A 26,782-nucleotide genomic window follows, 5' to 3' on the forward strand; every position below is an offset into this window, starting at 1 on the left:
TCAAGCCTGCTTGGCTTTGCCCTGTTTCTAGGCTTTCCCTTGTAGCCTTCGTGATACTTCTTCACTGTTCTGTAATCAACGCCATACTTTCTGGCAAGATCTGCATAGTTTGGTTTACTTTTAGTAAAATCCATTACATTAAGTTCAGCTGCTAGCTGATAAAAATCATTTGAATTCATCGATATTACCTCCGGTAAGATAATATCAATAAAATGAAAAAGGACAAAATAATTATGTAGGTTTTCCAACATTCTTATGTTGTCTTTTACCTACATTTTTATTTTATCCTTAGCACTCTTCAAACATTTCTGTTTCTAACAATGAGACTTATTATAATTTATTTTTCAATATCTTCCATAGAAATAAGTTCCTGAGATACATTCACCTGCGAGAAACGAAGACCATGATCCTCGTACTCAAATTCTCCTCTCTGATTATCAATCGGATCGATGCGAAGCCATTTTTTCTCTGGCATGAATTCTTTTTGAATTTCAGAGTTCGCTGGCATACGGAAAATATCCAGATTACCAAAGTAATAGTTCCAACGCTCTTTGTCTCCTTCACGCCATGCACTGCCACCAAAGGAAAGATCTGCAAATACCCATCCATAAGGTGCTACATAGAATTGTGCCCAATCATGGCATCCTGTATAATACTTCGTCACATATAGACCTGACTGCCAGCGTGCTGGAATTTGAGACATGCGGCAAAGTGTGATAAATAATAATGCCTGTACACCACAATCACCTTTTAGGTTGATTGCACAGTATTCTGGAATACATTCAATTGTGAAATATTCTCTCATGAAAGAATACATCACTTTTGTTGTCACAAAATCATAGAATCGACGCGCTAAAATAATTGGATTTGTCTCATCTCCTGCAAGCTCATCTCTTAGTTCTCTTAAGTAAGGAGTGAATACGATATGTGGTGCCTGCTCTTCCAGATAGAAATCTGGCTGTTCTTCAGATACCTTGGCAGGATCTAACTCTACATAATCTACATGGTAGTCAAATGAATAATCTACCATAAACTCCTGATTCTCTTTCAGTTCAGTCTCAAAATACACTGTTCTCTGTGGTGCATCAACAGGTGCTATATATGTAATCTCTGGATTAGATGCATGAATCTCTACATTAGAAACCTGCTCATATACCTTAGGAATCGGAAGATATACGCGAACCTTGCGTCCTACCTCTTCGAATTCTTTCTTAGCTTTTATTGTTGAACGTATACGAGTGTGTACAGTTCTTCCACCATATTCCTTCATGTAATGTATATTTTCGTTAAGTAGATTCTGATTTAGATTATTTTGCTTTTCATCCTCTGGATTTTCTGCAATGACACGCTTTGCGTAATCTGGACGAGTCTTAATGAGATTTTCATAGAATCGACGCTGAAAATGTACCTCGCCATCAATATAAATCCAATCTGCTGCACTGATTTCTTTTAAATGATCTAACTCTTCTTTTTTGAAATCACGTAGATGAATCATCATAATCTCCAATGCTTCATCATAAGTAAAAGGATACTCATTACCACCCATAACGCCAATGACTTCCTGTTCGATTTCTAGACGTTTTCTAAGAGCCTGTGGAATATCCTTCTCTTCTAGAAAATAACGAATCATTTTCTGGGCTCCAGCATAATCACCATAAATTTTTAATTTCAGAACGTCCTCTGGAAGCGGAACATTCATAAAAGATAAATCCTGATACATGAGTTATACCTCCAATTTATATTACCGTTCGTTTTCAAAACCAATGAACTAAGCTGACTTGAATAGCATATCTGTCAATGTAAAGACTGCCTCCATATTTACATGAGTGATGTTATTAGCTGCTACAGTAAGGCTGGCTGTTAAGTAATCCCCAGATCACTCTCAATCCATAATTTATTCCTGAAGTCACTAAAATCAATAGCATGCTCAAAGCAGAATAATCCTATTCCTCGCCTACTGACAATTGAGTATGATACACATAATGCTTTCGCAAATTCCGTCTGACTCATAAGCTTTGTTTTCGAACTTCTTTTATATATTTCAAAAAACTCATCTGTAATCTTTTTTTCAAAATATAGTAAAATTATAGCATGTATGCAAATAACTTGCTGTATTTTATAATACATTTTCTCGTTCTCCAATGATATCCTGTAGAAACATCATCTATCGCCTTGTTACGATGTTGAGTGCACATGATAGGCTGATAAGTCAACAAGACCACTGAATGATTATTATCATATAATTGCGTAGTATCTATTACCTTATTTTTTGATTATATATAATACTGTTTGACAACAAAGGCAAAATAAAATGCCGTGTTTACAACATATTAAAGTTTCATTTCCTTCAACAAAAAAGAATCTATTCAGATTCTCCTTTATTCATCATTGAACGTATCTTCTGCATACGTTCATCTAATTTAGCACTTTCTACTGAACAGTCATAAAGTTCCTGAGCAATAAGCTTTGCTTCATCTTCAGGAATATTCTTCTTATAGCGTAATTTATGTTCCAAACTTGCCCAGAAGTCCATCGCAATAGTACGAAGCTGTACTTCTACATAAACATACTTCTTTGTCTTCTGCAAAAAGATTGGTACCTGCACAATTAAGTGCAAACTACGATAACCACTAGGTTTAGGATTTTTAATATAATCCTTCATCTCAATCAAAGTAATATCATCCTGTCTTAAGAAGCTATCTGCAAGTTCATAAATATCTTCAGGAAATGAACAAACAACTCTGACTCCTGCAATATCTCTTATATTTTCCTCTAATGATTCCATAGTCATTGGAATATTCTTGCGTCTTACTTTTCTCGCAATACTATCATATGATTTAATACGTGACTTAATACTTTCAATGGGATTACCATCATATTCTAAAGAGTACTCCTGATCTAATACTCTGAACTTTGTTTCTATCTCCATTACCGCACAACGATAATAAGACATCAATAAATCGAATGGTTTCTTATTCTTATCCAATAAATCTAAAAATTCATCAGAGAGGATACTTTGTTTCATAAATTCTTCTCTTTTTTGTTCAATGATTTTAAATCCACTTCTTTTTATATCTTCTAGATTCCTCATATATTCATCCTTCTTTCAATCTATTTCATTATAATCTATTTCTATAAAAAATGAACTGAGAAACCTCAGTTCATTTGATCCAAAGCTTTCTTAAATTGTTTTCTAAACAATAATACTGTAAATGTGATTGCAAGAATGTCTGCCACCGGTTCAGCCAAATAAACAGCTGTTGTCTTATCTACAAGTAATGCTGGCATAATATAAATAAGTGGGATTAAAAGAATAAATTTTCTAGTAACTGCCACAATAACTGATGCTTTCGCATTACCTAAAGCCACAAATGTCATCTGACAGGCAATCTGTATTCCAAAGAGTCCTACGACTGCCATATAAATTCTAAGTGCTTGAGTGGTAAAGAGTGAGAGTTCTTGTGCATTTGTAAAGAGTCCTACAAACATCTGTGGGAAGATCTGAATAAGAAGCCAGATACATATTGAGAATACTAGACTGACTTTTAATAATAATTTAAATGTCTTTTGAACACGTTCTCTATTCTTAGCCCCATAGTTGTAGCTGATAATAGGTTGTGCCCCCTGTCCTAATCCCTGTAAAGGAAGCATCGCAAACTGCATAACACTAGTCAATATAGTCATTGCCCCTACTGCTATATCTCCCCCATATTTTAATAAAGAAGAATTGAAGCAGACCTGGATGACACTCTCACTTGATTGCATCACAAAAGTAGAAAGACCTAAAGCGAGACAAGGTAAGATGACTGAGTGATTTAAAGATAAGTTTTTCTTTTTTATTTTAAGTTTTGTCTTTTTACCAAACAAGAAGCGAAGAACATAGAGACATGAACATCCCTGTGAGATGATTGTCGCAAGAGCCGCACCTTTGACACCTAAATTGAATCCAAAGATCAAAATAGGATCTAAGATAACATTACATAATGCACCAATGACAACTGAAATCATTCCGTTTTTCGCAAATCCCTGGGCTGTAATAAACATATTCATTCCCAATGTTAATTGTACAAATAGTGTTCCCATCGCATAGATATTCATATAATCTACGGCATAGGTAATTGTATTACTGCTTGCGCCAAAAGCAAGTAAGAAGGTACGATTTCCAAAAAATAGAATAAGTGTAAGTACGATAGAAACGATAATCTGCGTAATAAAACAATTACCTAATATCTTTTCAGCATAATCATTATTACCCTGACCCATATAAATAGACGCACGTGGTGCACCACCATTACCAACCAATGAGGCAAAGGCTGTCACAATCATAATTAACGGCATACAGACACCAACACCTGTTAAGGCAAGAGCACCTGTTTGAGGAATATGACCTATAAACATACGGTCTACAATGTTGTAAAGCATGTTGATTAATTGCGCAATGACTGTTGGTAAGGCAAGTTGTCTGAGTAATTTACCTACTGGTTCAGTCGCAAGAAAATCCTTATTCTCCATATGTACCTCCTATTCTTTGTGATTCAATGAATATTAAATCTTCACTATTTTCAATTGTTAGAATACCATGACATTGATTAGAAATACATAGTGGATCATGAGGTTCCAATATATAACCATCAAGGGGATAATCACAATTCTTTAATGTGAGAGCACAAGTCTTTTCAGTAAAGCATGAGAAGTACTTATAATTAGTACAGCCTATTTGATGCTTACCTTTAGGTAAGAGGTATATTCTATTTATATCATCATATAAAGTGATTTTAATATCTGGATGTTGTCTAAGATAGATGAGTACACCTAAAAAATGATCAATACGACCACCAATAACACCATAAAGATCTATTTCATCATAACCTCTATCGAGTGCTTCACTAATAGCAAGTTCTGTATCTGTTTCATCCTTATGAGTAGGAAAAGTAAGTACTTCTAATCCTTCTAAGTATTCTTTATGTTCTAGAGAATCAAAGTCTCCAATAGCACATAATGGTTTAATTGATTGACGGTGTAGATGTTCTAAACCACCATCAACTGCAATATAAGGGATGTCTTTATTAAAGACATCCCCATTATTCATGCTTGCATATAAGCCTATTTTCATTTGAGTGAGTCAATAGCTTCCTGTCTATTTTCTGCTTTGAAGACATAGCTTCCAGCCACTAGAACATCTGCCCCAGCCCCACGGCATAGGTTGGCTGTATTCGCATTGATACCACCATCTACTTCAATGAGGTAGCGTCTGCCATTTCTGATTTCTTTGAGTTCAGTGATCTTATCTAAGGCTGCAGGATTGAATGACTGGCCGCCAAATCCTGGTTCAACACTCATGACAAGAACCATATCTAAATCATCTAAGAATGGTTTGATTGCTTCCACATCAGTACCTGGTTTAATAGATATTGATGCAAGACATCCTGCATCATGAATACGCTGAATAAGTACACGTGCTTCCTGCATGCTTGATACAGCTTCAATATGGAATGTAATGAGGTCTGCACCTGCATTGATGAATTCATCTAAATACTGACCTGGATCAGTGATCATTAAATGTACATCAATGAATAAATCAGTCACAGCACGTAAATTACTAAGAATGCTGTAACCAAATGAAATATTAGGGACAAAGTGTCCATCCATAACATCATAATGAATCCATGATTTTCCTCCATCATAGATTGTATCAATATCTTCTTTAAGATGCGCAAAATCTGCGGATAATACTGAAGGTGCAATTTTAACCATATCGTTTATCTTTCCTTTCTTTAACCTGCTTTAATAACTGCAGGTAATCAACATATCTTGTTTCATCAATTTCTCCTGCTTCTACTGCTTCTTTAACAGCACAATGTGGTTCACTATCATGAAGACATCCTCTAAATTTACAATGATGTGACAATTCTCTAAAATCATGATAAGTGACTGCAAGTTCTACAGGATCCATTTTAAGTTCTAATGATGAAAAACCTGGAGTATCTGCAATATAGCCACCATACATAGGAATAAGTTCAACATGTCTTGTAGTATGTTTTCCTCTTCCTAATGCTTGAGAAATTTCATTTGTTTCAATATTAAGTTCAATGTTTAAGGCATTGAGAAGACTTGATTTACCTACCCCACTCTGCCCTGTAACGACTGTTACACGGTTTTTAAGGATTGGTTTAATCTCTTCGATGCCTTCATTTTCTTTACTTGATACAAAGTAAAGATCATAGGCATTGTACTTCTTTTTTATTACAGGAATAAGTTCTCTATTAAGATCTATCTTTGTGATAATGATGATTGGTTTAATCTTCTCATATTCAACCATCGCGAGAAATTGATCTAGAAGCATCTGATCAAAATCTGGCTGGGCAATAGAGAATACAAGAAGTGCCTGATCTACATTACAGATAGGAGGTCTTTCCAATTGGTTATGTCTTTTTTCTAGTGTAAGAATATAACCAGAACCATCTTTTTCTTCCTGGAAGCTACAGAAGTCTCCTACGAGAGGCTTCTGACCTCTGTTTCTAAATTTACCACGTGCCCTGCAGCTAACAACCTTCTTACCTGTATCGACATAGTAGAATCCTGCAAGGACTTTTATAATCTGACCTTTAGGCATATAATCTCCTATTCTTATTCAGTTGTAGTTGTATCGTCATCATCATTTTCTGGTAAGTCAGGTTGTGTTGGTGTTGTAGGGGTTGTAGGGGTTGCAGGGGTTGGTTTCTTATCATAATAATATAAGATAATCTCAGTCCCTTTACTATTTACCTGAGTATATGGTGCAACTGACTGTTTTACAACTGTATTAATAGACATTGAGTTAATTGTTGCAGTATCAGTAGGTGATGGTAATACAGATAGTTTCACATTAGTAAATCCCTGACTTTCTAATGTAGATTTCGCTGCATTGATATTCTGACCATATAATGATGGTACAGTAATGCTGACACCTTTAGATACTGTTAAAGTAATGATTTTGCCTTTTTCATTAGGATCCTGTTTTTCACCTTCAGAAATAGACTGTCCAATAACGACACCTTCTTTATAATCATCATCAGACTTTTCATACTTTCTAACCTTATAGCCAAGCTTTGTTAATTCATTATAAGCTGAATTGTAAGAGATACCTGTATAGTCCTTCATGACAATATATTTACCCTTAGAGATAGTAAATGTTACTGTATCTCCTTCATTGATGGTATGTCCTGCTTCTGGATCTGTCGCAATAACAAGTCCTTTTTCATACTTATCACTCAGTTCATAATCAACTTCATCAGACACCTTATAACCTTTATCAATTAATAAGGCTTTGGCTTCTTTTTCAGTCTTACCAACTAGATCCATCATTGTCCCATCTTGATTACCACTAAATAAGAAGAAGCCTGCTACAATCGCAAGACATACGATAACTGCCCCAATGGCCACACCTATCGCAATTCTTTTTTTCTTATCCATTGGTTCTTTTATCTTTTCTTCTTCTGGTTCAATTTCTTCTATTTCTGTTTTTGTTTCTTCAAGATCTAAAGGTGCTGTTTTAGTAAAAAACTGAGAATCAGTCGCAATGATTGTTGGATCATTATTCACTTGATCAAAGCTTAATTTAGGTTCATCTAAACGTTCTAAGCAAGTTTCTAAATCATCTAACATATCGTCAGCACACTGATAACGATTGTTTGTATTCTTTGCAGTCGCTTTAATAATAATATTTTCTACAGACTGAGGAATCGCTGGATTATATTCACGTACTGATGGTATTTCATCACGCATATGTTTCAAAGCGATATTCACTGGAGATTCTCCATTAAAAGGAACATCTCCTCTTAATAATTCATAAAATACAACACCTAATGCATAAATATCACTTTGTGGTGTCGCCTTTTCACCTCTTGCGATTTCTGGTGCAAGATAGTGAAGTGACCCCATGATTGTATCTGTCTGAGTCACCTGTGATAAAGACTGGATAGAGGCAATCCCAAAATCCGCAATTTTCACAATTCCAGAATCAGTGACAAGAATATTCTGAGGCTTTAAGTCACGATGAACAATACCCATAGAATGGGCAAGTGCAGTGGCTGATACAACCTGCTTCATAATGTCTACTGCTTCTACATAATGAAGTGCACCACGCTTATTAATTAATTCTTTTAAAGTCTGACCACGTACATATTCCATGACAATATAGTAAAGATCATCTTCTTCACCTACATCATAGATTTCTACAATATTACGATGACATAATGCAGCTGCCGCACGTGCTTCACGATGGAAACGCGTAATGTAAATAGGATCTCCTGTCAAGGAAGAACGAAGTATTTTTACAGCCACTTCTCTTTTTAATATATCATCATATGCAAGATAGACATCTGCCATACCGCCTTGGCCAATTAATTCTTTTAATTCATAGCGGTCAGCAAGAATACGTCCTTTTTCACTCATCTTATGATTCTCCCTTCTCAATTAATAAAACACCAATATTATCTAATCCACCAAATTCATTGGCTGATTGAATGAGTCTTTCTGTTTTATGATTGACTGATTCATCTTCTTTTAAGATATCTTCAATCTGTTGAGATGAGAGTGAATTATATAATCCATCTGAACAGAGCAATATTGCACGATAATCTTCTTCAATCTTATAAAAAGAAACACGTAAAGCTTCTTTAATACCAATCGCCTGCACTAATACATTTCTTTTGGGATGATGAGAAGCTTCTTCTTGATTAATTATACCTCTTTTAAGTAATTCATTCACAAAAGTATCATCTGTCGTGATTTGTTTTAAAGTATCACTATATAAATAAGCTCTACTATCTCCTACATGAGAAATATAGGTATTCTTTCCATCCATATAACAGATGACAATTGTCGTACCCATACCTGCATATTCACTATGCATATCACTTTCTTTATTTAATAAATCATTTGCGGTTAATAATAAAGAAGAAATCCAGGCATGAATAGATTCATCATTAATAAAAGGTGAATGATCAAAAAAATGATCAATAATATAATTACTTACAAGAGTACTTGCAACATCACCTGCAAGATGACCCCCCATTCCATCACATAATACACCAACGATTTCATGGTCTTTGATTTTATAAACTGCTCTATCTTGATTGACTGATCTTTTTATTCCGATATCAGTCATCGCGGAGATAACCATATTATGCCCCTTTCTCTCTTTTTGCACGTAACTGTCCACATGCACCATCAATATCACGGCCATGTTCTTTTCTTAATGTACAATTAATATGTAAACGAATAAGTTCATCCTTGAATGCAGTAATTGTATGACCTAAAGACTGCTTATAGCCATGTTCATCAACAGGGTTATAAGGAATTAAGTTCACATAAACATTTAATCCACGAAGATAATGGGCTAACTGACGCGCATACTTGATATCATCATTGACATCCTTCAATAAAATATATTCAAGAGTAACACGGCGGTTTGTACGTTCAATATATGTCTTGATGGCATCTCTTAAGTCATCCATATTGTAACGTTTGTTGATTGGCATGAGTTCATTACGAATTTCATCATTAGGTGCATGTAAGCTAATAGCTAAGTTAACCTGGATTGGTTCATGAGAGAAACGTTCAATTCCAGGAATTAAACCACATGTAGAAATAGTAAGGTGTCTTGCACCAATCGCTAGACCATGAGGTTCATTCACTGTATAGATAAAGTTCATCACTTCATCATAGTTATCAAATGGTTCACCTGTACCCATCACAACTACATGAGTCACTCTTTCCTTTAAATCATTCATAACAGTCAAGACCTGTTTCACAATTTCACCACTTGTTAAGTTACGCTGTTTCTTTAATAATCCAGATGCACAAAATGAACAGCCCATATTACAGCCTAACTGGCTTGTAACACATAATGAACGACCATAAGTCTGAATCATTAATACTGTTTCAATGAGTCCTCCATCTTCTAATTCTAGAAGATATTTAGTTGTTCCATCACGAGCAACCTGTTTTTCTTTAATAGTTAAAAGTGCATCACTGAAATGATTGGAAAGTGTTTCTTGAAGTTCTTTAGAAAGATTTGTCATCTGATGAAAATCATAGACATTCTTTACATAAATCCATTCATAAATCTGCTTGGCACGGAATGGTTTTTGTCCAAGTGCTTTTAGTTCTTCTTTTAATTGTTCGAGTGTTAAGTCATAAATTGATTTCATCATACATCCTTTTCTAACAGACACATATAAAAGCCATCACTATGATATTCATATGGAAGTATAGTACGTTCTTCTACCACATGCATATCGGGATGCTTCTTTATGAATTTTTCAATCTGTTTTTCGTTTTCTTTTTTATTTATAGTGCACGTACTATACACTATATTACCACCTTTTATACATAAAGAATATGCATTTTCTAGTAATTTTGCTTGAATAGGAATGATTTCATCCATTGCACTAGAGTCATGATACTTAATTTCAGGCTTTCTAGAGAGTACTCCAAGACCAGAACAAGGTCCATCTAGAAGTATTTTTGTATACTGTTTATTAAATATTGAGAGGTCTGTACTGTCTCCAGTATGCACATGAATATTAGTCAATCCAAGTCTTTGGGCATTGTCTTTAATGAGTTTTGCTTTATGAGGATAAAGGTCATAGACATCCAGGGTGCCTTTATTATTCATCAAAGTGCCAAGGTGAGTTGTTTTAGATCCAGGGGCACCACACATATCTAAGACAAGATCATCTTCATTTGGATTAAGTAAACGAGCAACCATCTGTGATGATTCATCCTGAATCGTCACTAACCCTTCTTTAAAAGCTTCAGTATGAGCGATATTACCTTCTTTTAATAAGACACTATCTGGTGATAAATAACCCGGAGTGAATTCTGGATATTTCTTTAAGAATTCCTCACGTGATATCTTATAAGTATTCACACGACCACTTTTTAAAGGTACTTCATTATCTGCATGAAGAATCTTTTCCGTTGTTTTAATGCCATATTGGGCCTTCAACATTTTAACCATCCATAAAGGATGACTTGTAGAAATAGATAGACGTTCATCATGATCTAAATCATCTAAAGATCTTGTTTGATTAAAACAGCTATGGAGAATCGCATTAATCATGCCACCTGCTCTTTTATTTCTTCTTTCCTTGATAATATCTACTGCTTCATTGACAATTGCATAATCTGGTGTATCTAGATAAAAATGCTGATAGAGACTCATTAATAGAAGCATTCTTTCTACTACTTTTAAACGTGTATGGATATGTGGTTCTAATTGATATTCTAAATACAAACGATTCTGAATAGTTCCATAGACCAATGTTGTAATAAGTCCTCTTTCTGATGGTGAGAAGTCTTTTGTAAGAGTATGGTTTAAAGTAATATTTAAATAACTTTCATTCTTTTCATAATCAATAAGTATATCTAATGCTGTATCTCTTTCTTTCATATTAATATGTGGAATACGGGTTAAAGTCGCATGCCACAATAACACCTCCTTTTCTTGTACGGTTATAATAGTCATCAATGATACTTAATTGTTCATAGATAGGCTTCGATTCTATATATTTAATAAGAATTCTTTCACGATAGATATCCTGCATCTTAAAGGTAGACTGTGGTCCAATGATACGAACTTTTTCTAGATGATCTTTTAAGTATTGACTGATATCTAAGGCAATAGAATGAACATTCTTAGGTGAGCGTGATTGTACTATAACAGAGACTAAATGACAATATGGTGGATATTTGGCTTTCTTTCTAAATGCTATCTCTTCTTTAAAGAAAGCATCATAATCCTGCTTGACTGCTGCTTTAATTGCATAATGTTCTGGATTGAATGTCTGGATCATAACTGTTCCCTGTTTTTCTCCTCGACCGCTTCTTCCTGCCACCTGACAAAGTAGCTGGAATGTACGTTCAGAGGCTCTAAAGTCAGGTACCATTAAAGATAAATCAGCCATGAGTACACCTACAAATGTGACATTAGAGAAATCAAGTCCTTTCGCAATCATCTGTGTACCTAGCATAATATCTGCTTTATGTTCTTCAAAATCTTTTAAGAGTTTTAAATGGGTATTCTTATTACGTGTTGTATCAAAGTCAAAGCGAATGATATGTGCTTCAGGATACTGTTTTTTTAATTCTTCTTCTATTTTCTGTGTTCCATAACCAATCTTTTTAAGATGCGTACTTCCACAGTTTGGACAAGTACGAGGTGTAGGAATAAAATATTCACACAAATGACATTTGAGTCTATTTTCAGCTTTATGATAAGTAAGTGTGACATCACAATGAGGACAGCGTATTGGTTCATTACATGATTCACATTTAATAAAAGATGCATAACCTCTCTTATTTAAGAGAATCATTGCCTGTTCTTTTTTATCCAGCGTTTCTTGTAATCTCTGTTTCATTCTTCTAGACATAAGTGAATAGTTACCTGAACGGGATTCATTGCCCATATCTACAACCTCACAATAAGGGAGAGGTTTACCATTAATTCTTTGTTTCATCTCAAATAGGCTATATATTCCCTTTTTAGCACGGGCATATGTTTCTACTGAAGGTGTCGCACTACCTAAGACAATCTTTGCATGATTTTTCTCTGCACGCATCTTCGCAATAGATAGAGTATGATAGCGTGGTGTATTATCCTGCTTATAGCTCATATCATGTTCTTCATCCATAATAATAAGACCAAGATTTTCTACAGGCGCAAAAATTGCAGAACGAGCCCCCACTACAATACGGGCTTCACCTTTTTTAATACGACGATATTCATCATACTTTTCACCTTGAGATAAACGTGAATGGATAATTGCAACTTCATCATGAAAACGTTCTTTAAAGACACGTTCCATCATTGGTGTAAGAGATATTTCAGGTACAAGCATCAATACTGTCTTATTTTCTTCTAACATTTTTTTAGTTAAGGCAATATAGACTTCTGTTTTACCTGAACCAGTCACACCATGAATGAGTGAAATCATTTGAGATGTTTCTAATACCCCTTCCACTACACTTGTTTGAAGTGGGGTTAAAGTAATCTTATTATTAATCTTTAAGTTATTACCTGCATAAGGATCACGTTGTACTTCTTTATTATATACTTCAACAAGACCCTGCTTTTCTAGAGAAGTAATGACACTTCTAGAATAAGGGATATCCTTAAGAAACATTTCTCCCTTTTCTACTAATAGACGGAATGCTTCTTGCTGTTTAGTTGTTTTAGGTGTTCCAGTATTAATGACTCTTACACATGTAATTGTTTTAATACCAACCATCTTATGAGTAGATGGCTTTAAAGTGCCAGGAAGCATAGCTTGGAAACAGGCAATAAGTGGGCATATTGTCATCTTTGACATACGATGAGCCAGTGTAATGAGTTCATTATTTAATAGAGGAGCTTCATCGATGACTGAATAAATATAAGAATACTTAAAGCCATCTCTTTCTTCTAATTCTTTTTGGGTTAAATCAACTTCTTCTACAGATAATACATAACCAACAACCTGTCGATGATTAAAAGGCACTTGAACACGTATTCCTGTCAAAATAGGTTTCTTAGATAAATAAGAAAAGCCACGGTCTAATGCCTGAACAGGATGTTCTATAAGTACTTCTACTTTAAACATAAAATCACCTCCTAAAAAAGAAAAAGCAGCCAGATGGCTACTTCATGTTCTCTTCGATAATCTTGACAATATCATCTTTCGCATGCATAACATCATCGTTCACCACTACATGCTTATACTGATCTTTTGTCGCAATTTCTCTTCTTGCTTTATCAAGACGTTCTTTAATAACATCTTCAGCTTCTGTTCTACGTCCACGAATACGTTTTTCTAATTCTTCCATTGAAGGTGGTACTAAGAAGATTGTAAGAGCATCTGGTACTTTCTTCATAACCTGAAGTGCACCCTGTACTTCAATCTCTAATACAACATTCTTACCTTCATCTAATAGCTGATCTACATAGGCTTTAGGTGTTCCATAATAATTACCTACAAACTGTGCGTATTCTAGTAATTCACCCTGCTCAATCTTTTTCTTGAATGTATCAACGTCTACAAAGAAATAATCGATCCCTTCTTTTTCGCCAGGTCTCTTATAACGTGTAGTCATTGAAATAGAATATGCAAGGTTTAATGATTCTTCTTTAAATAGTTGTTCTCTGACTGTTCCTTTGCCTACGCCGCTAGGTCCACTCAGGATAATTAGAAGGCCTCTTTTCACTTATCTACATCCCCTTTTTAAGTAATCCTACATGAATAAAACAGTGATGTCAAACACTTTTAAATGTGTTATACTAAGTCGGGTGATGAATATGGCATTTGATGGAATTGTATTGTCACGTGTTACAGAATTATTAAATGAAACAATTGTGACAGGACGTATTTCAAAATTATATCAGATATCGAAATACGAATTATTAATGACTGTTCGTGCACAGAATGAGAATAAGAAACTTCTTGTTTCTATTCATCCAATGTACGCACGTGTTCAGTTAACACAATTAAATTATCCTACACCTGATTTTCCTAACGCTCTCACAATGTTTTTAAGAAAACATATTGAAGGTTCGTTTATTGAGCGTATTGAACAGGTAGGGCTTGACCGTATATTAAAGATTACTTTAAGAGGTAGAAATGAATTCAAGGATCTTGTAGAGTACCATCTCTATATAGAAATCATGGGTAAGCATTCTAACTTTATTCTTACTAATAAAGAAGATAAGATACTAGAATGTTTAAAGAGAGTATCGCCAAGTGATAGTATACGTATTATGCAGCCGGGGATTACTTATAGCTACCCTCCTCTACTTGAGAAGAAGAATCCTTTTGAAAATAGACCTGAAACAACAAATCTTGTGAAAGAGTTTGAAGGATTCTCTAAGGATTTAGCTGAGGAAATAGCTTCAAGAATGGAACAGGGTGAAGATTTCAAAACTATTATGAATGAAATCAAAGAGAGTAAAGAACTCTATATTACTAGAGATGATAAAGAAAAGTATCATGTGATTCCTTTACATTGTTTTGGAAAGAAGATAGATCAGTATTCTCTTTTTGATGGATTAGATGCTTATTATCAATTTATTGATCAGAAGGATCGTATTAAACAGCAGACTTCTGATATTCTTCATTTTATTCAGAAAGAATATACAAAGAATGTCAATAAGCTAGATAAACTAGAAAAGACTTTATTTGATTCTCATAATAGTGATGAATATCGTATTAAGGGTGATTTATTGTATGCTTCTTTACATCTTATTCAAAAAGGGATGAAAGAAGTGACTGTAGATAACTATTATGATGGCACAAAGATGACAATTGAATTAGATGAGCGTTTTGATGGCAAAACAAACGCGAATCATTATTATAATAAGTATCAGAAGGCAAAGAATTCTTTAAAGGTTCTAGAGGAACAGATTGAAAAGACAAAAGAAGAAATCAATTACTTTGATACTTTAAATACCTTGATGGATAATGCGGATTATTACGATGCTATGGAAATCAAGGAAGAACTTGAAAACATGGGTTATATTCGTAAGAAGAATGTAAAGAAGTTAAAGAAGAAAACACATCCTCATTATGATGTTTATCGTACACGTGATGGTATTATTATTTATGTAGGTAAGAATAACTTACAGAATGATTATCTAACATTTAAAATGGCATCACGTAATGATATGTGGTTCCATGTGAAGGATATGCCTGGTTCCCATATTATTGTGCATGCAGAAAACTTGGATGAGTATACAATGAGACTCGCCGCAAATATTGCAGCATATTTTTCTAAGGGTAAATATAGTTCAAGTGTTCCAGTGAATTATTGTTTAGTAAAAAACTTAAAGAAGCCTCATACAAATAAGCCAGGTTTAGTTCTTTTAGGACATTATAAGACTATTTATATTGATCCTGATGATTCTTTCTATGATGAGTTAGAGAAAGTGGAGGATGCAAGATGAAATTAATACCTTGGAAGTTTAATAATGATATAGTAGAAGGCTATACTGTACCAGCTCATATTGATGGAAAGCTATTTAATATGAGTTATAATGGAATAGATGACAAGCAGGTACTAGAAAACCGTAAAGAACTAGCCAAAATGCTTGGTACAGATCTTGATCATATGGTCGCACCTTTACAGCGTCATACAACACATTATTTAAGTGTGAATAAAAAAGATGGTGGTAAGGGGATTTATAGTCAGAAGGATGCTTATTTAGGTTTTGATGCATTATATACTAGAGATACAGACTTGACTCTATTTACTTTCCATGCAGACTGCTGTCCTGTTCTCTTATATTGTGAGAACCAGCATTTAATTGCTGCCATTCACTCAGGATGGAAAGGAACAGTGACTGAGATTGTAGGTAAGGTGACACGTCACTTAATTGAAGATGAAGGCTGTGACCCTAGTACTATATATGCTTATGTAGGACCTTCTATTGAAGCACGAAACTTTGAAGCCATGGATGATATTATTGATTGTGTAAAGAAGATGAGCTTTGATACATCATCTTTCTATACTAAAAAAGATGAGACACATTATCTTCTTAATTCAAAAGGACTCATCAAGCAACAATTATTAAATTGTGATGTATTAGAGGAGCATATTGAAGTCAGTCCTTATTGTACAATGGAGAATGATGACTTATTCTTCAGTTATCGTAAGACACATACTAAAAATCGTAATATTTCTATTATCAGACTAAAAAAATAGCTGGATTATTCCAGCTATTTTTCTATTTCACCAATAAGCAGTGCCATTGTATGAGGAATTTCTTCAATAAGTTTTTCAGGTATAACTGTATATGCCTGCTTTGCAACTTCATCTCCAGCACGTCCATGAATATAAACACCTAGTATTGCTGCTTCCAGTGGTTCATAACCCTGTCCTAATAATGAAGTAATAATACCTGCAAGTGTATCACCCATACCACCTACTGCCATCGCCTTATTACCAGATGCAATACGATAAGATGATTTGCCATCAGTCACAATAGTATGAGGTCCTTTTAAGACAAGTATGCAATGATATTGTGATGCAAAACTTTGTGCGGCAAGCATTAAGTCAGGATAGTCTTCTACATGACATAAACGTTTGAATTCACCAATATGTGGCGTAAGGATCACTGAACGGTCTTGTTTTTCTAGTAAGTGCATATTTCTAGATAGAATTGTAAGTGCATCTGCATCAATTACAAGCGGACAGATAGAAGCAGTCATAATATCTATTACAGCTCTAAAAGCTCTTTCCTCTAGACCTAATCCACATCCTACTAATAATGCATCATAGCCATCAAAATCATCATAACGGAAGATCTGTGGTCTTAATACAGGAATCGCTTCAGGTATATAAAGAGGTAAAAGAGATGTGACTTTTTCTGAAGTAATAGTCTTTACTATACCTGCACCTGTATAATAGGCTGCTTTAGTGGCAAGTAATGGTGCACCTGTATATTGATTACTCCCTACAATTAAGCCATCTACACCATAAATATTCTTATAACCATTATAAACTCGTTTTCTTAAATGTTCCTTTGCGTAGTCCTCTCCTACATATTCAAATAACCCTGCTTCTTTAAAACAATCCTTAACAGCTAATGTTTCTAGAATGACTTTACCTGTATATTCTAATGAACGAGGATCTAAGAATCCTTGTTTTAAAGCAGTTAAGGTGACTGTAAAGTCAGCCTTTAAAGCACCATCGTAGGCTTTACCTGTATTACAATCAAGTCCTGTAGGAATATCAATTGCCCCAATAGTTCCATTATAATGATTCATAATTGATTCTATAATGATTTTATACATCCCTCTAGGTGCACTATTTAAGCCAAATCCAAATAACCCATCTACAATACAATCATAATCATTCCAATTAATTGTATTAATATTATCTTCATCTACATAGATCAAATGATTCTCTTCACATTGATCACGATAATAACGATTGGCCTGTGATACCTTTCCTATATCTCCACTATAATAATAAATGACATGCTTTCTTAGTTTTTCTAGTTTTAATCCTAAAGAATAACCATCTGCACCATTATTACCTGGTCCAATAAGAATCGCAAATCTATTATATTTTGTGAAATGATTGAGTAATGCATCACTTGCAAGATTAACAAGTTCTTCTATTTGATATCCATGTTCCAATAAATAAGCATCGTATTGTTTTAATAAATCCTGTGTTCCTATATACATATATAACACTCCCTTCTTAACTATTCTACCATAAAAAAAGGAAATCGAAATCGATTTCCTTAAAGATTATACTCTTCCTCCACCTGCATAATGCGCAGCATAATAAGATTCACCTAGAGAAGATGTGATAACACCCTTCTTTTCATTGGCAGCATGTACGAATCTGCCTCCACCTAGATAAATACCTACGTGAGAGATACCTTTCTTATATGTGTTCTTAAAGAATACAAGATCACCAGGTTTTAATGCGTTTCTATCTACTCTTTGAGTACTATTGAACTGTACAGCAGCTGTACCACTTAAAGAACGTCCATTTTGTCTATATACCCATCTAGTAAAGCTTGAACAGTCAAAGATATTAGGTCCTACAGCACCCATTCTATAACGACATCCAATCTTACCTAAAGCAGTCTGAATAAGAGCTGCATTTCTAGATTTAACTTCTACTGGTATATTCACTACAGTTGTATTACCAGTCTTATCTGTTGCAGTATAAGTAGCTGTATAGTTACCTTCATTGTTTACATCAACATTCCCACTAATACCTACAGTCTTAGTAACATCACCATCTAAATTATCAATAGCAGATCCAAGTAAAGAATTCCAGTTTACTGAAGTGCCTTCAGTAATAGATACTTTATTTGTATTCAATTTAATTTCAGGACCTCTGATATCCTTAATATTAAATGTACATTCCTGTTTAGTTTCATTGCCACTGTTATCAGTCGCAATGATTATTGCTTTCTGTTCACTGTTTAATTTCTTTGTATCAATATCACCTTTAACAGTTAATACTGGTGAAGGATCAAAGTTATCAGATACATCAAAATAATCTGCAGGATTAAATGTATCACCATAGTTTACATCAAAAGACTGTGTTTTTTGAGTTAATGTTGGTGCAACAGAATCCTTAATATTAAATGATAATGTTTTTTCAGCCACATTGCCGGCGTTATCTTCTACATGAGCCACAACCTTCTGTTCCCCGATTACAGTTGTGTCAATACTACCTTCGAAAGTGATGAATTCACTGACATCACCATCAACATTATCTGTTGCTTTCACGTAATCTAATAAGTTATTAGAACCATTGGCTTCTACATCAGCAATATATCCACCTTCAGTACGTGAAGCAATAACAGGAGCTTCATTATCAATAACCTGTACTTCAACTTCTTTATCAGTTGTATTCTGGAATGTATCAGTAACAGTCACTGTAACACGATAAGTACCTAACTGTTTTGCTTCATATGTTCCTGACTTAATAGAAACATCCATGATATCTAAATTATCACGATTATCTGTGATTTCAAAGTCTGAAGCATTTAAGTATGTTCCATAAGGAACAACAATTTTATTTGAATGAATAACAGGTGCCTGACGGTCAGCCGCTGCATAACCTACTAGCGCAAATGCAGAGATTGCGAATGCAGGTAATAATATTGTTTTCTGAGTTTTAATTCTATCTACAATTGCATGAAGAGTTACGGGCGCATTTTGAGTCATAGTTATTCTCCTTTTCTTTTCGACAATTGCGATTATAACACTATGCCATATATGTGTCCACCATTTTCTTAAGATATTTTTAAGATTTTATATTTTATATAGTATATATCAGTGTTTTTACGTTTAAGATTTTATTAATAATTAATAAAAAATAATGACTTTTTGGTCTTTAGCATATATTTTCTTGGTGATTTTTTAGAATCCTAATTTATCAAACATATATATTCTGATTATTTCAATAAGTGTACACAGAGTAAATAACAACATTGTTACCTATATTAAAAAAGTCCTCCCTAAGGAGAACTTATTAGCCAAGATATGCTTCTCTAACACGTGGGTTATTTGCAACATCATTCGCTTCACCTGATACAGTAATATTACCTGTTTCAAGTACATAAGCATGATCTGCGATAGAAAGTGCTTTATTCGCATTCTGTTCTACAAGAAGGATAGTAACGCCTTCTTTTTCATTAACTTCTTTAATGATATCAAAGATTTCATTGACAAGAATTGGAGAAAGACCCATTGATGGTTCGTCTAATAGTAATAGTTTTGGTTTAGACATCAAAGCACGGCCCATTGCAAGCATCTGCTGCTCACCACCAGATAATGTACCAGCTAACTGTTTCTTTCTTTCTCTTAAACGTGGGAATAATGTATAAATATGTTCAAGGTCATTCTTAATACCATCTGCATCATTACGAAGATAAGCACCCATTTCTAGGTTATCAGCAACACTTAACTGGGCAAAGATACGACGTCCTTCAGGAACCTGTGCTAGACCTTTAGAGACAATCTTATGAGCAGGAGTCTTCATGATGTTTTCACCATTAAAGATAATATCACCACTCTTACCATTTAATAAGCCAGAGATGGCATGCATTGTACTTGTTTTACCTGCACCATTGGCACCAATAAGTGCAACGATTTCACCTTCTTCTACATTAAATGAAATCTTCTTAATCGCATTAATGACACCATAATGTACTTCAAGATCCTTAACTTCTAATAACATCTTTAGCCCTCCTCTTCATTGCCTAAGTAGGCAGCTACAACATCAGGGTTGTTTCTAATTTCTTCAGGTGTACCAAAAGCAAGTACTGTACCAAAGTTTAATACTGCAATCTTTTCACAGATACCCATAACCAACTTCATATCATGTTCAATAAGAAGAATTGCGACTGAGAACTTTTCTCTTACAATCTTAATAGTTTCCATTAATTCAGCTGTTTCTGTAGGGTTCATACCTGCAGCAGGTTCATCTAATAATAATAGCTTAGGTGCAGTCGCAAGTGCTCTCGCAATTTCAAGCTTTCTCTGTTTACCATAAGGAAGGTTCTTTGCCTTTGATTGTGCAAATTCTTCTAGATGGAAAACACGCAATAATGATAAAGCCTCTTCCTGCATAGCAACTTCAGACTTCTTATATTTAGGTGTATGGAATAATGCATCAAAGACAGTGTAAGGATGGGAATAATGTAGTCCTACTTTTACATTATCAATAACACTCATTTCCTTGAATAAACGAATATTTTGGAATGTTCTAGCGATACCAGCTTTAGTAAGCTTAATTGTATTCGCTTTTTTAATAGGATGTCCTTCAAAAAGGATACGACCACTTGTTGGCTGATAAACACCTGTTAATAGGTTGAAGACAGTTGTTTTACCTGCACCATTTGGACCAATTAAACCAAATAACTGGTTCTTATCGATTTCAAAGTCAAATTCATCTACGGCCTTTAATCCACCAAACTGAATACCAAGACCTTCTGCTTTTAATAATGGTGTACTCATTCTGGCTTCACCTCATCTTTCTTTTTAAAGAATGGAAGACGTTCCATGATCTGTTCGCCTTTACCAGTTCCTTTTAAAATCATAGCGGCAATTAATACAATTGCATATAACAACATTCTATACTGTGAGAATGAGATCAATAATTCTGGAATTATAGTAAGCACTATAGCTGCAATAATAGAGCCTTTTAAGTTACCCATACCACCAAGTACTACCATAACTAGAATTTCAACTGATTTGTTGAAGTCAAATCCTTTAGGAAGGATAACTGTATAATAATGTGCATATAAGCCTCCTGCAAGTCCTGCAAAAATAGCACTGACTGCAAAGGCAAATACTTTATAATAACCAACATCAATACCGGATAATTCTGATGCTGTTTCATCTTCACGAATTGAGATGATGGCACGTCCATGTCTAGATTTCACAATTGAATATACGACAAAGATTGTGATAATCATTGCGATAAAGACATAAACAAGATTTGTATTCATAGGAATACCAATTAAACCTTTTGCACCATTAGTGATTTCAAGGTTATTCATAATAACACGGATGATTTCATTGAAAGCAAGAGTGATAATACAAAGATAGTCACCTTTTAATCTTAATACTGGAATACCGATAATTAAACCAATAATACCAGCTGCAATCGCACCAATAAGTAATGATACAATAAATGGAAGATTTAAATAAATACTAATTAAAGCTGATGTATAAGCACCTACTGACATGAAACCAGCATGTCCTAAAGTAAGCTGACCTAAATAACCAGCTGCTAAGTTAAGTGATACAGCGAGGATAATATTAATACCACAAAGAATTAATACACCCTGCCAATAAGAGTTAATAACAGATGTAGCTGTTCCTATCATCAATACCGCAAAGATCACAATTGAAACAATAAATGATCTGAATAGTTCGTTTTTTAATAGTTTTTCCATAGACTACACCTTCTCTCTTACATTCTTACCAAATAAGCCTGCCGGCTTAACTAATAAGACAAGAATAAGAATACCAAATACAACCGCATCAGAGAAATCTGATGAGATATATGCAATAGTAAGTGATTCTGCAACACCAAGCATTAAACCACCTACCATAGCTCCTGGTACACTACCAATACCGCCAAGTACAGCTGCGATAAATGCTTTAATACCTAACATTAAACCGATATATGGAGTAATTAATGAATAAGCACATCCATAAATAACACCTGCAATAGCACCAAGTCCTGAACCAATCGCAAATGTAAGAGATACTGTTGTATTTACATTAATACCCATTAACTGGGCTGCACCCTGGTCTTCTGATACAGCACGCATTGCTTTTCCTAGTTTTGTCTTATTAATAAAGAATAACAGAACAGCAGTACATACAGCTGTTACCACAAGAGTAATAACAGTAATATATTTAATAGAAATACCACCGAGATTAATTGTACCCTTTGGCATAATCTGTGGGAATGTACGAGCCGCACTACCAAAAATTAATAAGAATACATTTTCTAATAAGTAGCTGACACCAATGGCAGTGATCAATACTTCAAGTGAACCTTTACCTCTTAAAGGTTTATAAGCTACTTTTTCTGTTAAAACACCTAAAGCTGCAGTGGCAACTATAGAAAACAAGATTGCTGGAATAGGTCCTACAAAACCCATCGCGATTAATGCGAAATAAGCCCCTGCCATGATGATATCACCATGGGCAAAGTTGATCATTTTCGCAATACCATAAACCATTGTATAACCAATTGCAACTAAAGCATACATACTCCCAGTCGAGAGTCCGTTGATGATTTGGTTGATAAAGTTAATCATAATTACTTCTCCCCTCTAAAAATAAAAAAATAAGGAGAGATGAACTCTCCTTTATTCATCGTTATTTTGCAGTTACATACTGACCGTTCTTGATAGTAACGATATTTAATTCCTTAACAGGGTTGTGGTTCTTATCATAAGTGAATCCACCACAAACTGCTTCATCATCAGATACTTTGACCTTTTCTAATGCAGCATTTACCTTTTCAGGATCAGTTGATTTAGCTTTGTTGATAGCTTTCATCATAACAGTAACTGTATCATAAGCCATACCAGCAAACATACTTGGAGTTGTTCCATATTCTTTTTCATAAGCTTTTACGAATTCATGTGCAGGACCGCTAGTTGCATCTTTGTTGTAACCACTTGTGAAGAAGCAGTTTTCAAAGTCTGCAGTGTTAACACCCTTAACACCAAGAACACCATCCCAGCCATCAGCACCAAATATTGGAGCCTTAACGCCAGAGTCTCTTAACTGTTTAGTGATAGATACAACTGATTCATAGTAATCTGGTAAGAAAACAGCATCAGGATTAGCCTGTTTGATCTTAGAAATGAATGTTGAGAAATCTTTAGTATTTGCATTATATGCTTCATAGAATGAAACATTAACACCCTGCTTCTTAGCTTCAGCTTTATAAGCAGCTGCAACACCTGTAGAATAATCAGATTCCTTGTTGTAAAGAACTGCTACGTTCTTGAAATCATATTTAGCTTTAGACTGTTTAGCTAAGTAAGTACCAGCATAAGAGTCATTTGTACAGATTCTGAATACGTTCTTATAAGCTGTTTTACCATTCATAGTGAATTTATCACCTGAAGCAGATGGTGAAAGAATTGGTGTATTGTTCTTGCTTGAAGCACTTGCTACTGAAAGTGCAGAACCAGTTGTTACTGGTGAAAGAACTGCAGTGACCTTATCATCATTATAAAGCTTGTTATAGTCATTTACGGCTGTAGTTGGATCAGCCTTATCATCATAGTAAACGCCTGTAATCTTAGTGCCATGTTTCTTGTTATAATCATTAATAGCCATCTTCATAGCATTCTTTACGGCTGTACCATACTGAGAAGCTTCACCACTTAGTGGGCCGATAAAACCAAATTTAGGTGCTTTGATATCTGTTGTAGATGAATTCCCATTACTACAACCTACTAACATTGCTGCGACTGCACCAGCTGTCACGATTGTTTTTAATTTCATACATTATCCCTCCCGATTTGTATATGCTCCCTATTATACAATCTCATTTGGGTTTGTCAATATAATTTCAGCACTATTTTTATAACAATACAAATAATTTTGATTTTATTTACCTTTTTCCTAATTTATTATATTGTTTTTGAAACTTCTTTAAATACTGAATAAGCGCTTGCTAAGGCAAAATGAATGTTATATCCGCCACAATCTCCAGTAATGTCTAATATTTCACCTGTCGCATAAAGATGAGGGTAGCTGATGAATTCAAAAGATTCATTAAAATTAGAAATCATCAATCCCCCAAGATCTGCCTGGGCAAATTCTTCACCTCTTAGCTCTTTGACAGTCAATTCTAAATGTTTTAGGAAAGAAACCGGGTTCTTCTGATTTTCTAGTATTGGAACTAATTTTGGATGAACTAAACCATCATAAGGGCCACTCATTGTTTGTAGTGTACGAATAATAGAATATAACTCCTGATCAGTAAACTCAGGATAGAAATCACATAGTATCCTATCTCCAGGACGGGCATAGCGGCTTAAGACCATTACTGCAATTCCACTAATACCATAATCAGTAAAAAGAAGTTCTCCTTTTTCTGTATGTCCATTTAGAGTAAATTCTCCCTTCATTCTAACACCCTTTAATTTCTTATAAGCAGGAGTCGTAATTAACTGAGTAATAGTTGGTCTCATAGGGCGATAATCAACTTTAAGTGAGTTAAATAAAGTACGTCTTTCTTTCATACCTGATAATTTACCAGCAGGAGTACCACAGGCAATAGTGACATAATCTGCTAGATAATCTTGATGCGCTGCATGAATAAAATAACCATGCTTACTCTTTTTAATTGACAATACTTCTTCATCACATATAATCTTTACGCCATATTCTTCCGCTCTATTTAAAAATAATGTCTGTACAGCTTTTGCTGACTCACTATATGGATATAAGAGATTTCCCATATATTTAGTATATAAGCCAATATCCTTAAGTGCTTCTACTATATCAAAATCATGAATGATATCATTTACCCACGGTTTGATGTCTCCATCATAATGTGCCTTGTCTAGATCCTTGTTAGAAAGATTACAACGCCCATTGCCTGTAGCTAAAAGTTTCTTTAATGGTTTGTCATTGGCTTCAAGTACAACCACATCCATATCTAGATATTTTTTCAATAAAATAGAAAGATATATACCTGATATACCTCCCCCAATAATAATCATTTTCTTTTTCATTTTTATACACCTCGATACAATAGTAATGCATTTCCAGTGTATTTTCCAATTCTTTATTGAAATAATTAGTCTTTGTGTTTATAATGTGTAAGGAAATTTACAAGGAGGAATTAGATTATGGGTAGAGCTCATGAAGTACGTAAAGCCGCAATGGCAAAGACTGCTGCTAAGAAAACTAAACTTTATTCTTACTATGGTAAAGAAATCTATTTAGCAGCGAAGGCAGGCGGCCCTGAACCGGACGGTAATCTAAGCCTTAGAAGATTAATTGAAAAAGCAAAGAAAGATCAGGTTCCTGGAGACGTTATCAAGCGTGCGATTGATAAAGTTAAGAACGGTGCTGTAGAAGATTATGAAAGTGTACAGTTTGAAGGTTTTGGTCCTTCAGGATCAACTGTTATTGTTAAATGTTTAACAGATAACATCAACCGTACTATTTCACAGGTACGTCCTGCATTCACTAAATCAAAAGCTAAGCTTGGTGCTGAAGGTTCAGTATCTTATTTATATGATGTAGAATCTGTTGTTCAGTTCAAAGGAATGGACGAAGAAACTGCAATTGATGCATTAATCGAAGGCGAAGTTGATCCTAAAGATATCGAAACTTTAGAAGATGGCAGCTTAAAGATTACTGGTGAACCAACTGATTATAACGCAATCAAGACAGCTATTGAAAATAAGCTTCCTGATGTTGAATTTGATGTTGACGAAATCCAGACTAAACCACAGGAAACAGTTGAACTTGAAGGTGAAGATATGGTTTTATTTGAAAGACTAATGAATCTTCTTAATGACTGTGATGATGTTGACCAGGTTTATCACAACGTTTCTAACTATGATGATGGTGAAGAAGAATAGCGAGAGCTATTCTTTTTTTCGCAAAAAAATACGGTTCTTATGAACCGTATCTGTATTATTTAGGGTCTTTAATTTTTGTGGGGGTCAGACCTTCGCTCTAAATATTTGGGGGTCTTGGAAACAGCACCTTTAAATCTGTGGGGGTCACACTGTGGCTCC

The 26,782-nt window shown here is 34.5% G+C and carries 24 protein-coding genes; 3 read left to right on the forward strand and 21 right to left on the reverse strand.

Going from position 1 to position 26,782, the window contains the following annotated elements; genetic code table 11:
* Window positions 1–337: 337 nt before the first annotated feature.
* The 13 genes from EAI80_RS06600 to gmk all read right to left on the reverse strand — a co-directional run bounded on the left by EAI80_RS06600 (window position 338) and on the right by gmk (window position 14,226).
* A complete protein-coding gene (locus EAI80_RS06600; RefSeq protein ID WP_129981408.1) occupies window positions 338–1,720 on the reverse strand; it encodes a transglutaminase-like domain-containing protein in 1,383 nt (460 codons plus the stop codon).
* Between the two features lie 140 nt (window positions 1,721–1,860).
* Window positions 1,861–2,127, reverse strand: coding sequence for a hypothetical protein (locus tag EAI80_RS06605; protein WP_129981409.1), 267 nt, complete (start codon window positions 2,125–2,127; stop codon window positions 1,861–1,863).
* 235 nt (window positions 2,128–2,362) lie between these two features.
* Window positions 2,363–3,091, reverse strand: coding sequence for a GTP pyrophosphokinase family protein (locus tag EAI80_RS06610; RefSeq protein WP_129981410.1), 729 nt, complete (start codon window positions 3,089–3,091; stop codon window positions 2,363–2,365).
* A 65-nt stretch (window positions 3,092–3,156) separates the two neighbouring features.
* A complete protein-coding gene (locus tag EAI80_RS06615; RefSeq protein WP_129981411.1) occupies window positions 3,157–4,512 on the reverse strand; it encodes an MATE family efflux transporter in 1,356 nt (451 codons plus the stop codon).
* A complete protein-coding gene (locus EAI80_RS06620) occupies window positions 4,502–5,113 on the reverse strand; it encodes a thiamine diphosphokinase (RefSeq protein WP_129981412.1) in 612 nt (203 codons plus the stop codon). The genes EAI80_RS06615 and EAI80_RS06620 overlap by 11 nt, the downstream gene beginning before the upstream one ends.
* Entirely contained in the window at window positions 5,110–5,754 is a 645-nt protein-coding gene (rpe, locus tag EAI80_RS06625; protein WP_129981413.1) for a ribulose-phosphate 3-epimerase, read from the reverse strand. The genes EAI80_RS06620 and rpe overlap by 4 nt, the downstream gene beginning before the upstream one ends.
* A complete protein-coding gene (gene rsgA, locus EAI80_RS06630; RefSeq protein ID WP_129981414.1) occupies window positions 5,747–6,613 on the reverse strand; it encodes a ribosome small subunit-dependent GTPase A in 867 nt (288 codons plus the stop codon). Before rsgA ends, rpe begins: the two co-directional genes overlap by 8 nt.
* A gap of 14 nt (window positions 6,614–6,627) precedes the next feature.
* Window positions 6,628–8,433, reverse strand: coding sequence for a Stk1 family PASTA domain-containing Ser/Thr kinase (pknB, locus tag EAI80_RS06635; RefSeq protein ID WP_129981415.1), 1,806 nt, complete (start codon window positions 8,431–8,433; stop codon window positions 6,628–6,630).
* 1 nt (window position 8,434) lies between these two features.
* Window positions 8,435–9,163 carry a Stp1/IreP family PP2C-type Ser/Thr phosphatase gene (locus tag EAI80_RS06640; protein WP_161220289.1) on the reverse strand — a complete coding sequence of 243 codons (729 nt, stop codon included), beginning with the start codon at window positions 9,161–9,163 and terminating at the stop codon, window positions 8,435–8,437.
* Between the two features lies 1 nt (window position 9,164).
* Window positions 9,165–10,193 (reverse strand): 23S rRNA (adenine(2503)-C(2))-methyltransferase RlmN, encoded by a 1,029-nt coding sequence (gene rlmN / locus EAI80_RS06645; protein WP_117459345.1) that lies wholly within the window; start codon window positions 10,191–10,193, stop codon window positions 9,165–9,167.
* Window positions 10,193–11,482: a 16S rRNA (cytosine(967)-C(5))-methyltransferase RsmB gene (gene rsmB / locus EAI80_RS06650; RefSeq protein ID WP_238634477.1), complete on the reverse strand. Its 1,290-nt coding sequence runs from the start codon at window positions 11,480–11,482 to the stop codon at window positions 10,193–10,195. The genes rlmN and rsmB overlap by 1 nt, the downstream gene beginning before the upstream one ends.
* The gene (gene priA / locus EAI80_RS06655; protein WP_129981417.1) at window positions 11,439–13,625 is read right to left on the reverse strand and encodes a primosomal protein N'; all 2,187 of its coding nucleotides are present in this window, start codon (window positions 13,623–13,625) and stop codon (window positions 11,439–11,441) included. The genes rsmB and priA overlap by 44 nt, the downstream gene beginning before the upstream one ends.
* 37 nt (window positions 13,626–13,662) lie before the next feature.
* The gene (gene gmk / locus EAI80_RS06660) at window positions 13,663–14,226 is read right to left on the reverse strand and encodes a guanylate kinase (protein WP_129981418.1); all 564 of its coding nucleotides are present in this window, start codon (window positions 14,224–14,226) and stop codon (window positions 13,663–13,665) included.
* 91 nt (window positions 14,227–14,317) lie between these two features.
* Between gmk and EAI80_RS06665 the strand changes: the two genes are divergently transcribed.
* Entirely contained in the window at window positions 14,318–15,958 is a 1,641-nt protein-coding gene (locus EAI80_RS06665; protein WP_129981419.1) for an NFACT RNA binding domain-containing protein, read from the forward strand.
* A complete protein-coding gene (pgeF, locus tag EAI80_RS06670; RefSeq protein WP_129981420.1) occupies window positions 15,955–16,716 on the forward strand; it encodes a peptidoglycan editing factor PgeF in 762 nt (253 codons plus the stop codon). Before EAI80_RS06665 ends, pgeF begins: the two co-directional genes overlap by 4 nt.
* Before the next feature lie 14 nt (window positions 16,717–16,730).
* Here the strand turns inward: pgeF and EAI80_RS06675 are convergent, their stop codons facing one another.
* From EAI80_RS06675 to EAI80_RS06710, 8 genes are all read right to left on the reverse strand, one after another.
* Complete coding sequence (locus EAI80_RS06675) at window positions 16,731–18,203, reverse strand: NAD(P)H-hydrate dehydratase (RefSeq protein ID WP_129981421.1); 1,473 nt, start codon at window positions 18,201–18,203, stop codon at window positions 16,731–16,733.
* A 66-nt stretch (window positions 18,204–18,269) separates the two neighbouring features.
* Window positions 18,270–19,709 (reverse strand): C40 family peptidase, encoded by a 1,440-nt coding sequence (locus tag EAI80_RS06680; protein WP_129981422.1) that lies wholly within the window; start codon window positions 19,707–19,709, stop codon window positions 18,270–18,272.
* A gap of 307 nt (window positions 19,710–20,016) precedes the next feature.
* Entirely contained in the window at window positions 20,017–20,724 is a 708-nt protein-coding gene (locus EAI80_RS06685; RefSeq protein WP_022424674.1) for an ABC transporter ATP-binding protein, read from the reverse strand.
* Window positions 20,725–20,726: 2 nt separating this feature from the next.
* A complete protein-coding gene (locus EAI80_RS06690) occupies window positions 20,727–21,503 on the reverse strand; it encodes an ABC transporter ATP-binding protein (protein WP_129981423.1) in 777 nt (258 codons plus the stop codon).
* Complete coding sequence (locus tag EAI80_RS06695) at window positions 21,500–22,447, reverse strand: branched-chain amino acid ABC transporter permease (protein ID WP_129981424.1); 948 nt, start codon at window positions 22,445–22,447, stop codon at window positions 21,500–21,502. Before EAI80_RS06695 ends, EAI80_RS06690 begins: the two co-directional genes overlap by 4 nt.
* A gap of 3 nt (window positions 22,448–22,450) precedes the next feature.
* Complete coding sequence (locus tag EAI80_RS06700) at window positions 22,451–23,320, reverse strand: branched-chain amino acid ABC transporter permease (RefSeq protein WP_129981428.1); 870 nt, start codon at window positions 23,318–23,320, stop codon at window positions 22,451–22,453.
* 64 nt (window positions 23,321–23,384) lie between these two features.
* Window positions 23,385–24,527: an ABC transporter substrate-binding protein gene (locus tag EAI80_RS06705; RefSeq protein WP_129981425.1), complete on the reverse strand. Its 1,143-nt coding sequence runs from the start codon at window positions 24,525–24,527 to the stop codon at window positions 23,385–23,387.
* Between the two features lie 128 nt (window positions 24,528–24,655).
* Window positions 24,656–25,765 (reverse strand): aminoacetone oxidase family FAD-binding enzyme, encoded by a 1,110-nt coding sequence (locus EAI80_RS06710; protein ID WP_129981426.1) that lies wholly within the window; start codon window positions 25,763–25,765, stop codon window positions 24,656–24,658.
* A 117-nt stretch (window positions 25,766–25,882) separates the two neighbouring features.
* On the opposite strand from EAI80_RS06710, the gene EAI80_RS06715 reads away from it, so the two are divergent.
* Window positions 25,883–26,623 carry a YebC/PmpR family DNA-binding transcriptional regulator gene (locus EAI80_RS06715; RefSeq protein ID WP_022424669.1) on the forward strand — a complete coding sequence of 247 codons (741 nt, stop codon included), beginning with the start codon at window positions 25,883–25,885 and terminating at the stop codon, window positions 26,621–26,623.
* Window positions 26,624–26,782 lie beyond the last annotated feature (159 nt).

The organism is Catenibacterium sp. co_0103 (assembly GCF_004168205.1).
GTDB classification, from domain to species: Bacteria; Bacillota_I; Bacilli_A; order Erysipelotrichales; family Coprobacillaceae; genus Catenibacterium; species Catenibacterium mitsuoka_A.

Coding starts and splice junctions, on each gene's coding strand:
- EAI80_RS06610 (WP_129981410.1), bottom strand. CDS start 3,091: ATGAGGAATCTAGAAGATATAAAAAGAAGTGGATTTAAAATCATTGAA.
- EAI80_RS06615 (WP_129981411.1), bottom strand. CDS start 4,512: ATGGAGAATAAGGATTTTCTTGCGACTGAACCAGTAGGTAAATTACTC.
- EAI80_RS06665 (WP_129981419.1), top strand. CDS start 14,318: ATGGCATTTGATGGAATTGTATTGTCACGTGTTACAGAATTATTAAAT.
- rpe (WP_129981413.1), bottom strand. CDS start 5,754: ATGGTTAAAATTGCACCTTCAGTATTATCCGCAGATTTTGCGCATCTT.
- EAI80_RS06695 (WP_129981424.1), bottom strand. CDS start 22,447: ATGGAAAAACTATTAAAAAACGAACTATTCAGATCATTTATTGTTTCA.
- EAI80_RS06640 (WP_161220289.1), bottom strand. CDS start 9,163: ATGGTTATCTCCGCGATGACTGATATCGGAATAAAAAGATCAGTCAAT.
- EAI80_RS06620 (WP_129981412.1), bottom strand. CDS start 5,113: ATGAAAATAGGCTTATATGCAAGCATGAATAATGGGGATGTCTTTAAT.
- rsgA (WP_129981414.1), bottom strand. CDS start 6,613: ATGCCTAAAGGTCAGATTATAAAAGTCCTTGCAGGATTCTACTATGTC.
- pgeF (WP_129981420.1), top strand. CDS start 15,955: ATGAAATTAATACCTTGGAAGTTTAATAATGATATAGTAGAAGGCTAT.
- EAI80_RS06605 (WP_129981409.1), bottom strand. CDS start 2,127: ATGTATTATAAAATACAGCAAGTTATTTGCATACATGCTATAATTTTA.
- EAI80_RS06705 (WP_129981425.1), bottom strand. CDS start 24,527: ATGAAATTAAAAACAATCGTGACAGCTGGTGCAGTCGCAGCAATGTTA.
- EAI80_RS06685 (WP_022424674.1), bottom strand. CDS start 20,724: ATGTTATTAGAAGTTAAGGATCTTGAAGTACATTATGGTGTCATTAAT.
- pknB (WP_129981415.1), bottom strand. CDS start 8,433: ATGAGTGAAAAAGGACGTATTCTTGCTGACCGCTATGAATTAAAAGAA.
- EAI80_RS06715 (WP_022424669.1), top strand. CDS start 25,883: ATGGGTAGAGCTCATGAAGTACGTAAAGCCGCAATGGCAAAGACTGCT.
- rlmN (WP_117459345.1), bottom strand. CDS start 10,193: ATGAAATCAATTTATGACTTAACACTCGAACAATTAAAAGAAGAACTA.
- EAI80_RS06710 (WP_129981426.1), bottom strand. CDS start 25,765: ATGAAAAAGAAAATGATTATTATTGGGGGAGGTATATCAGGTATATAT.
- EAI80_RS06600 (WP_129981408.1), bottom strand. CDS start 1,720: ATGTATCAGGATTTATCTTTTATGAATGTTCCGCTTCCAGAGGACGTT.
- EAI80_RS06680 (WP_129981422.1), bottom strand. CDS start 19,709: ATGACTCAAAATGCGCCCGTAACTCTTCATGCAATTGTAGATAGAATT.
- priA (WP_129981417.1), bottom strand. CDS start 13,625: ATGTTTAAAGTAGAAGTACTTATAGAACATCCTGTTCAGGCATTAGAC.
- EAI80_RS06675 (WP_129981421.1), bottom strand. CDS start 18,203: ATGTATATAGGAACACAGGATTTATTAAAACAATACGATGCTTATTTA.
- EAI80_RS06690 (WP_129981423.1), bottom strand. CDS start 21,503: ATGAGTACACCATTATTAAAAGCAGAAGGTCTTGGTATTCAGTTTGGT.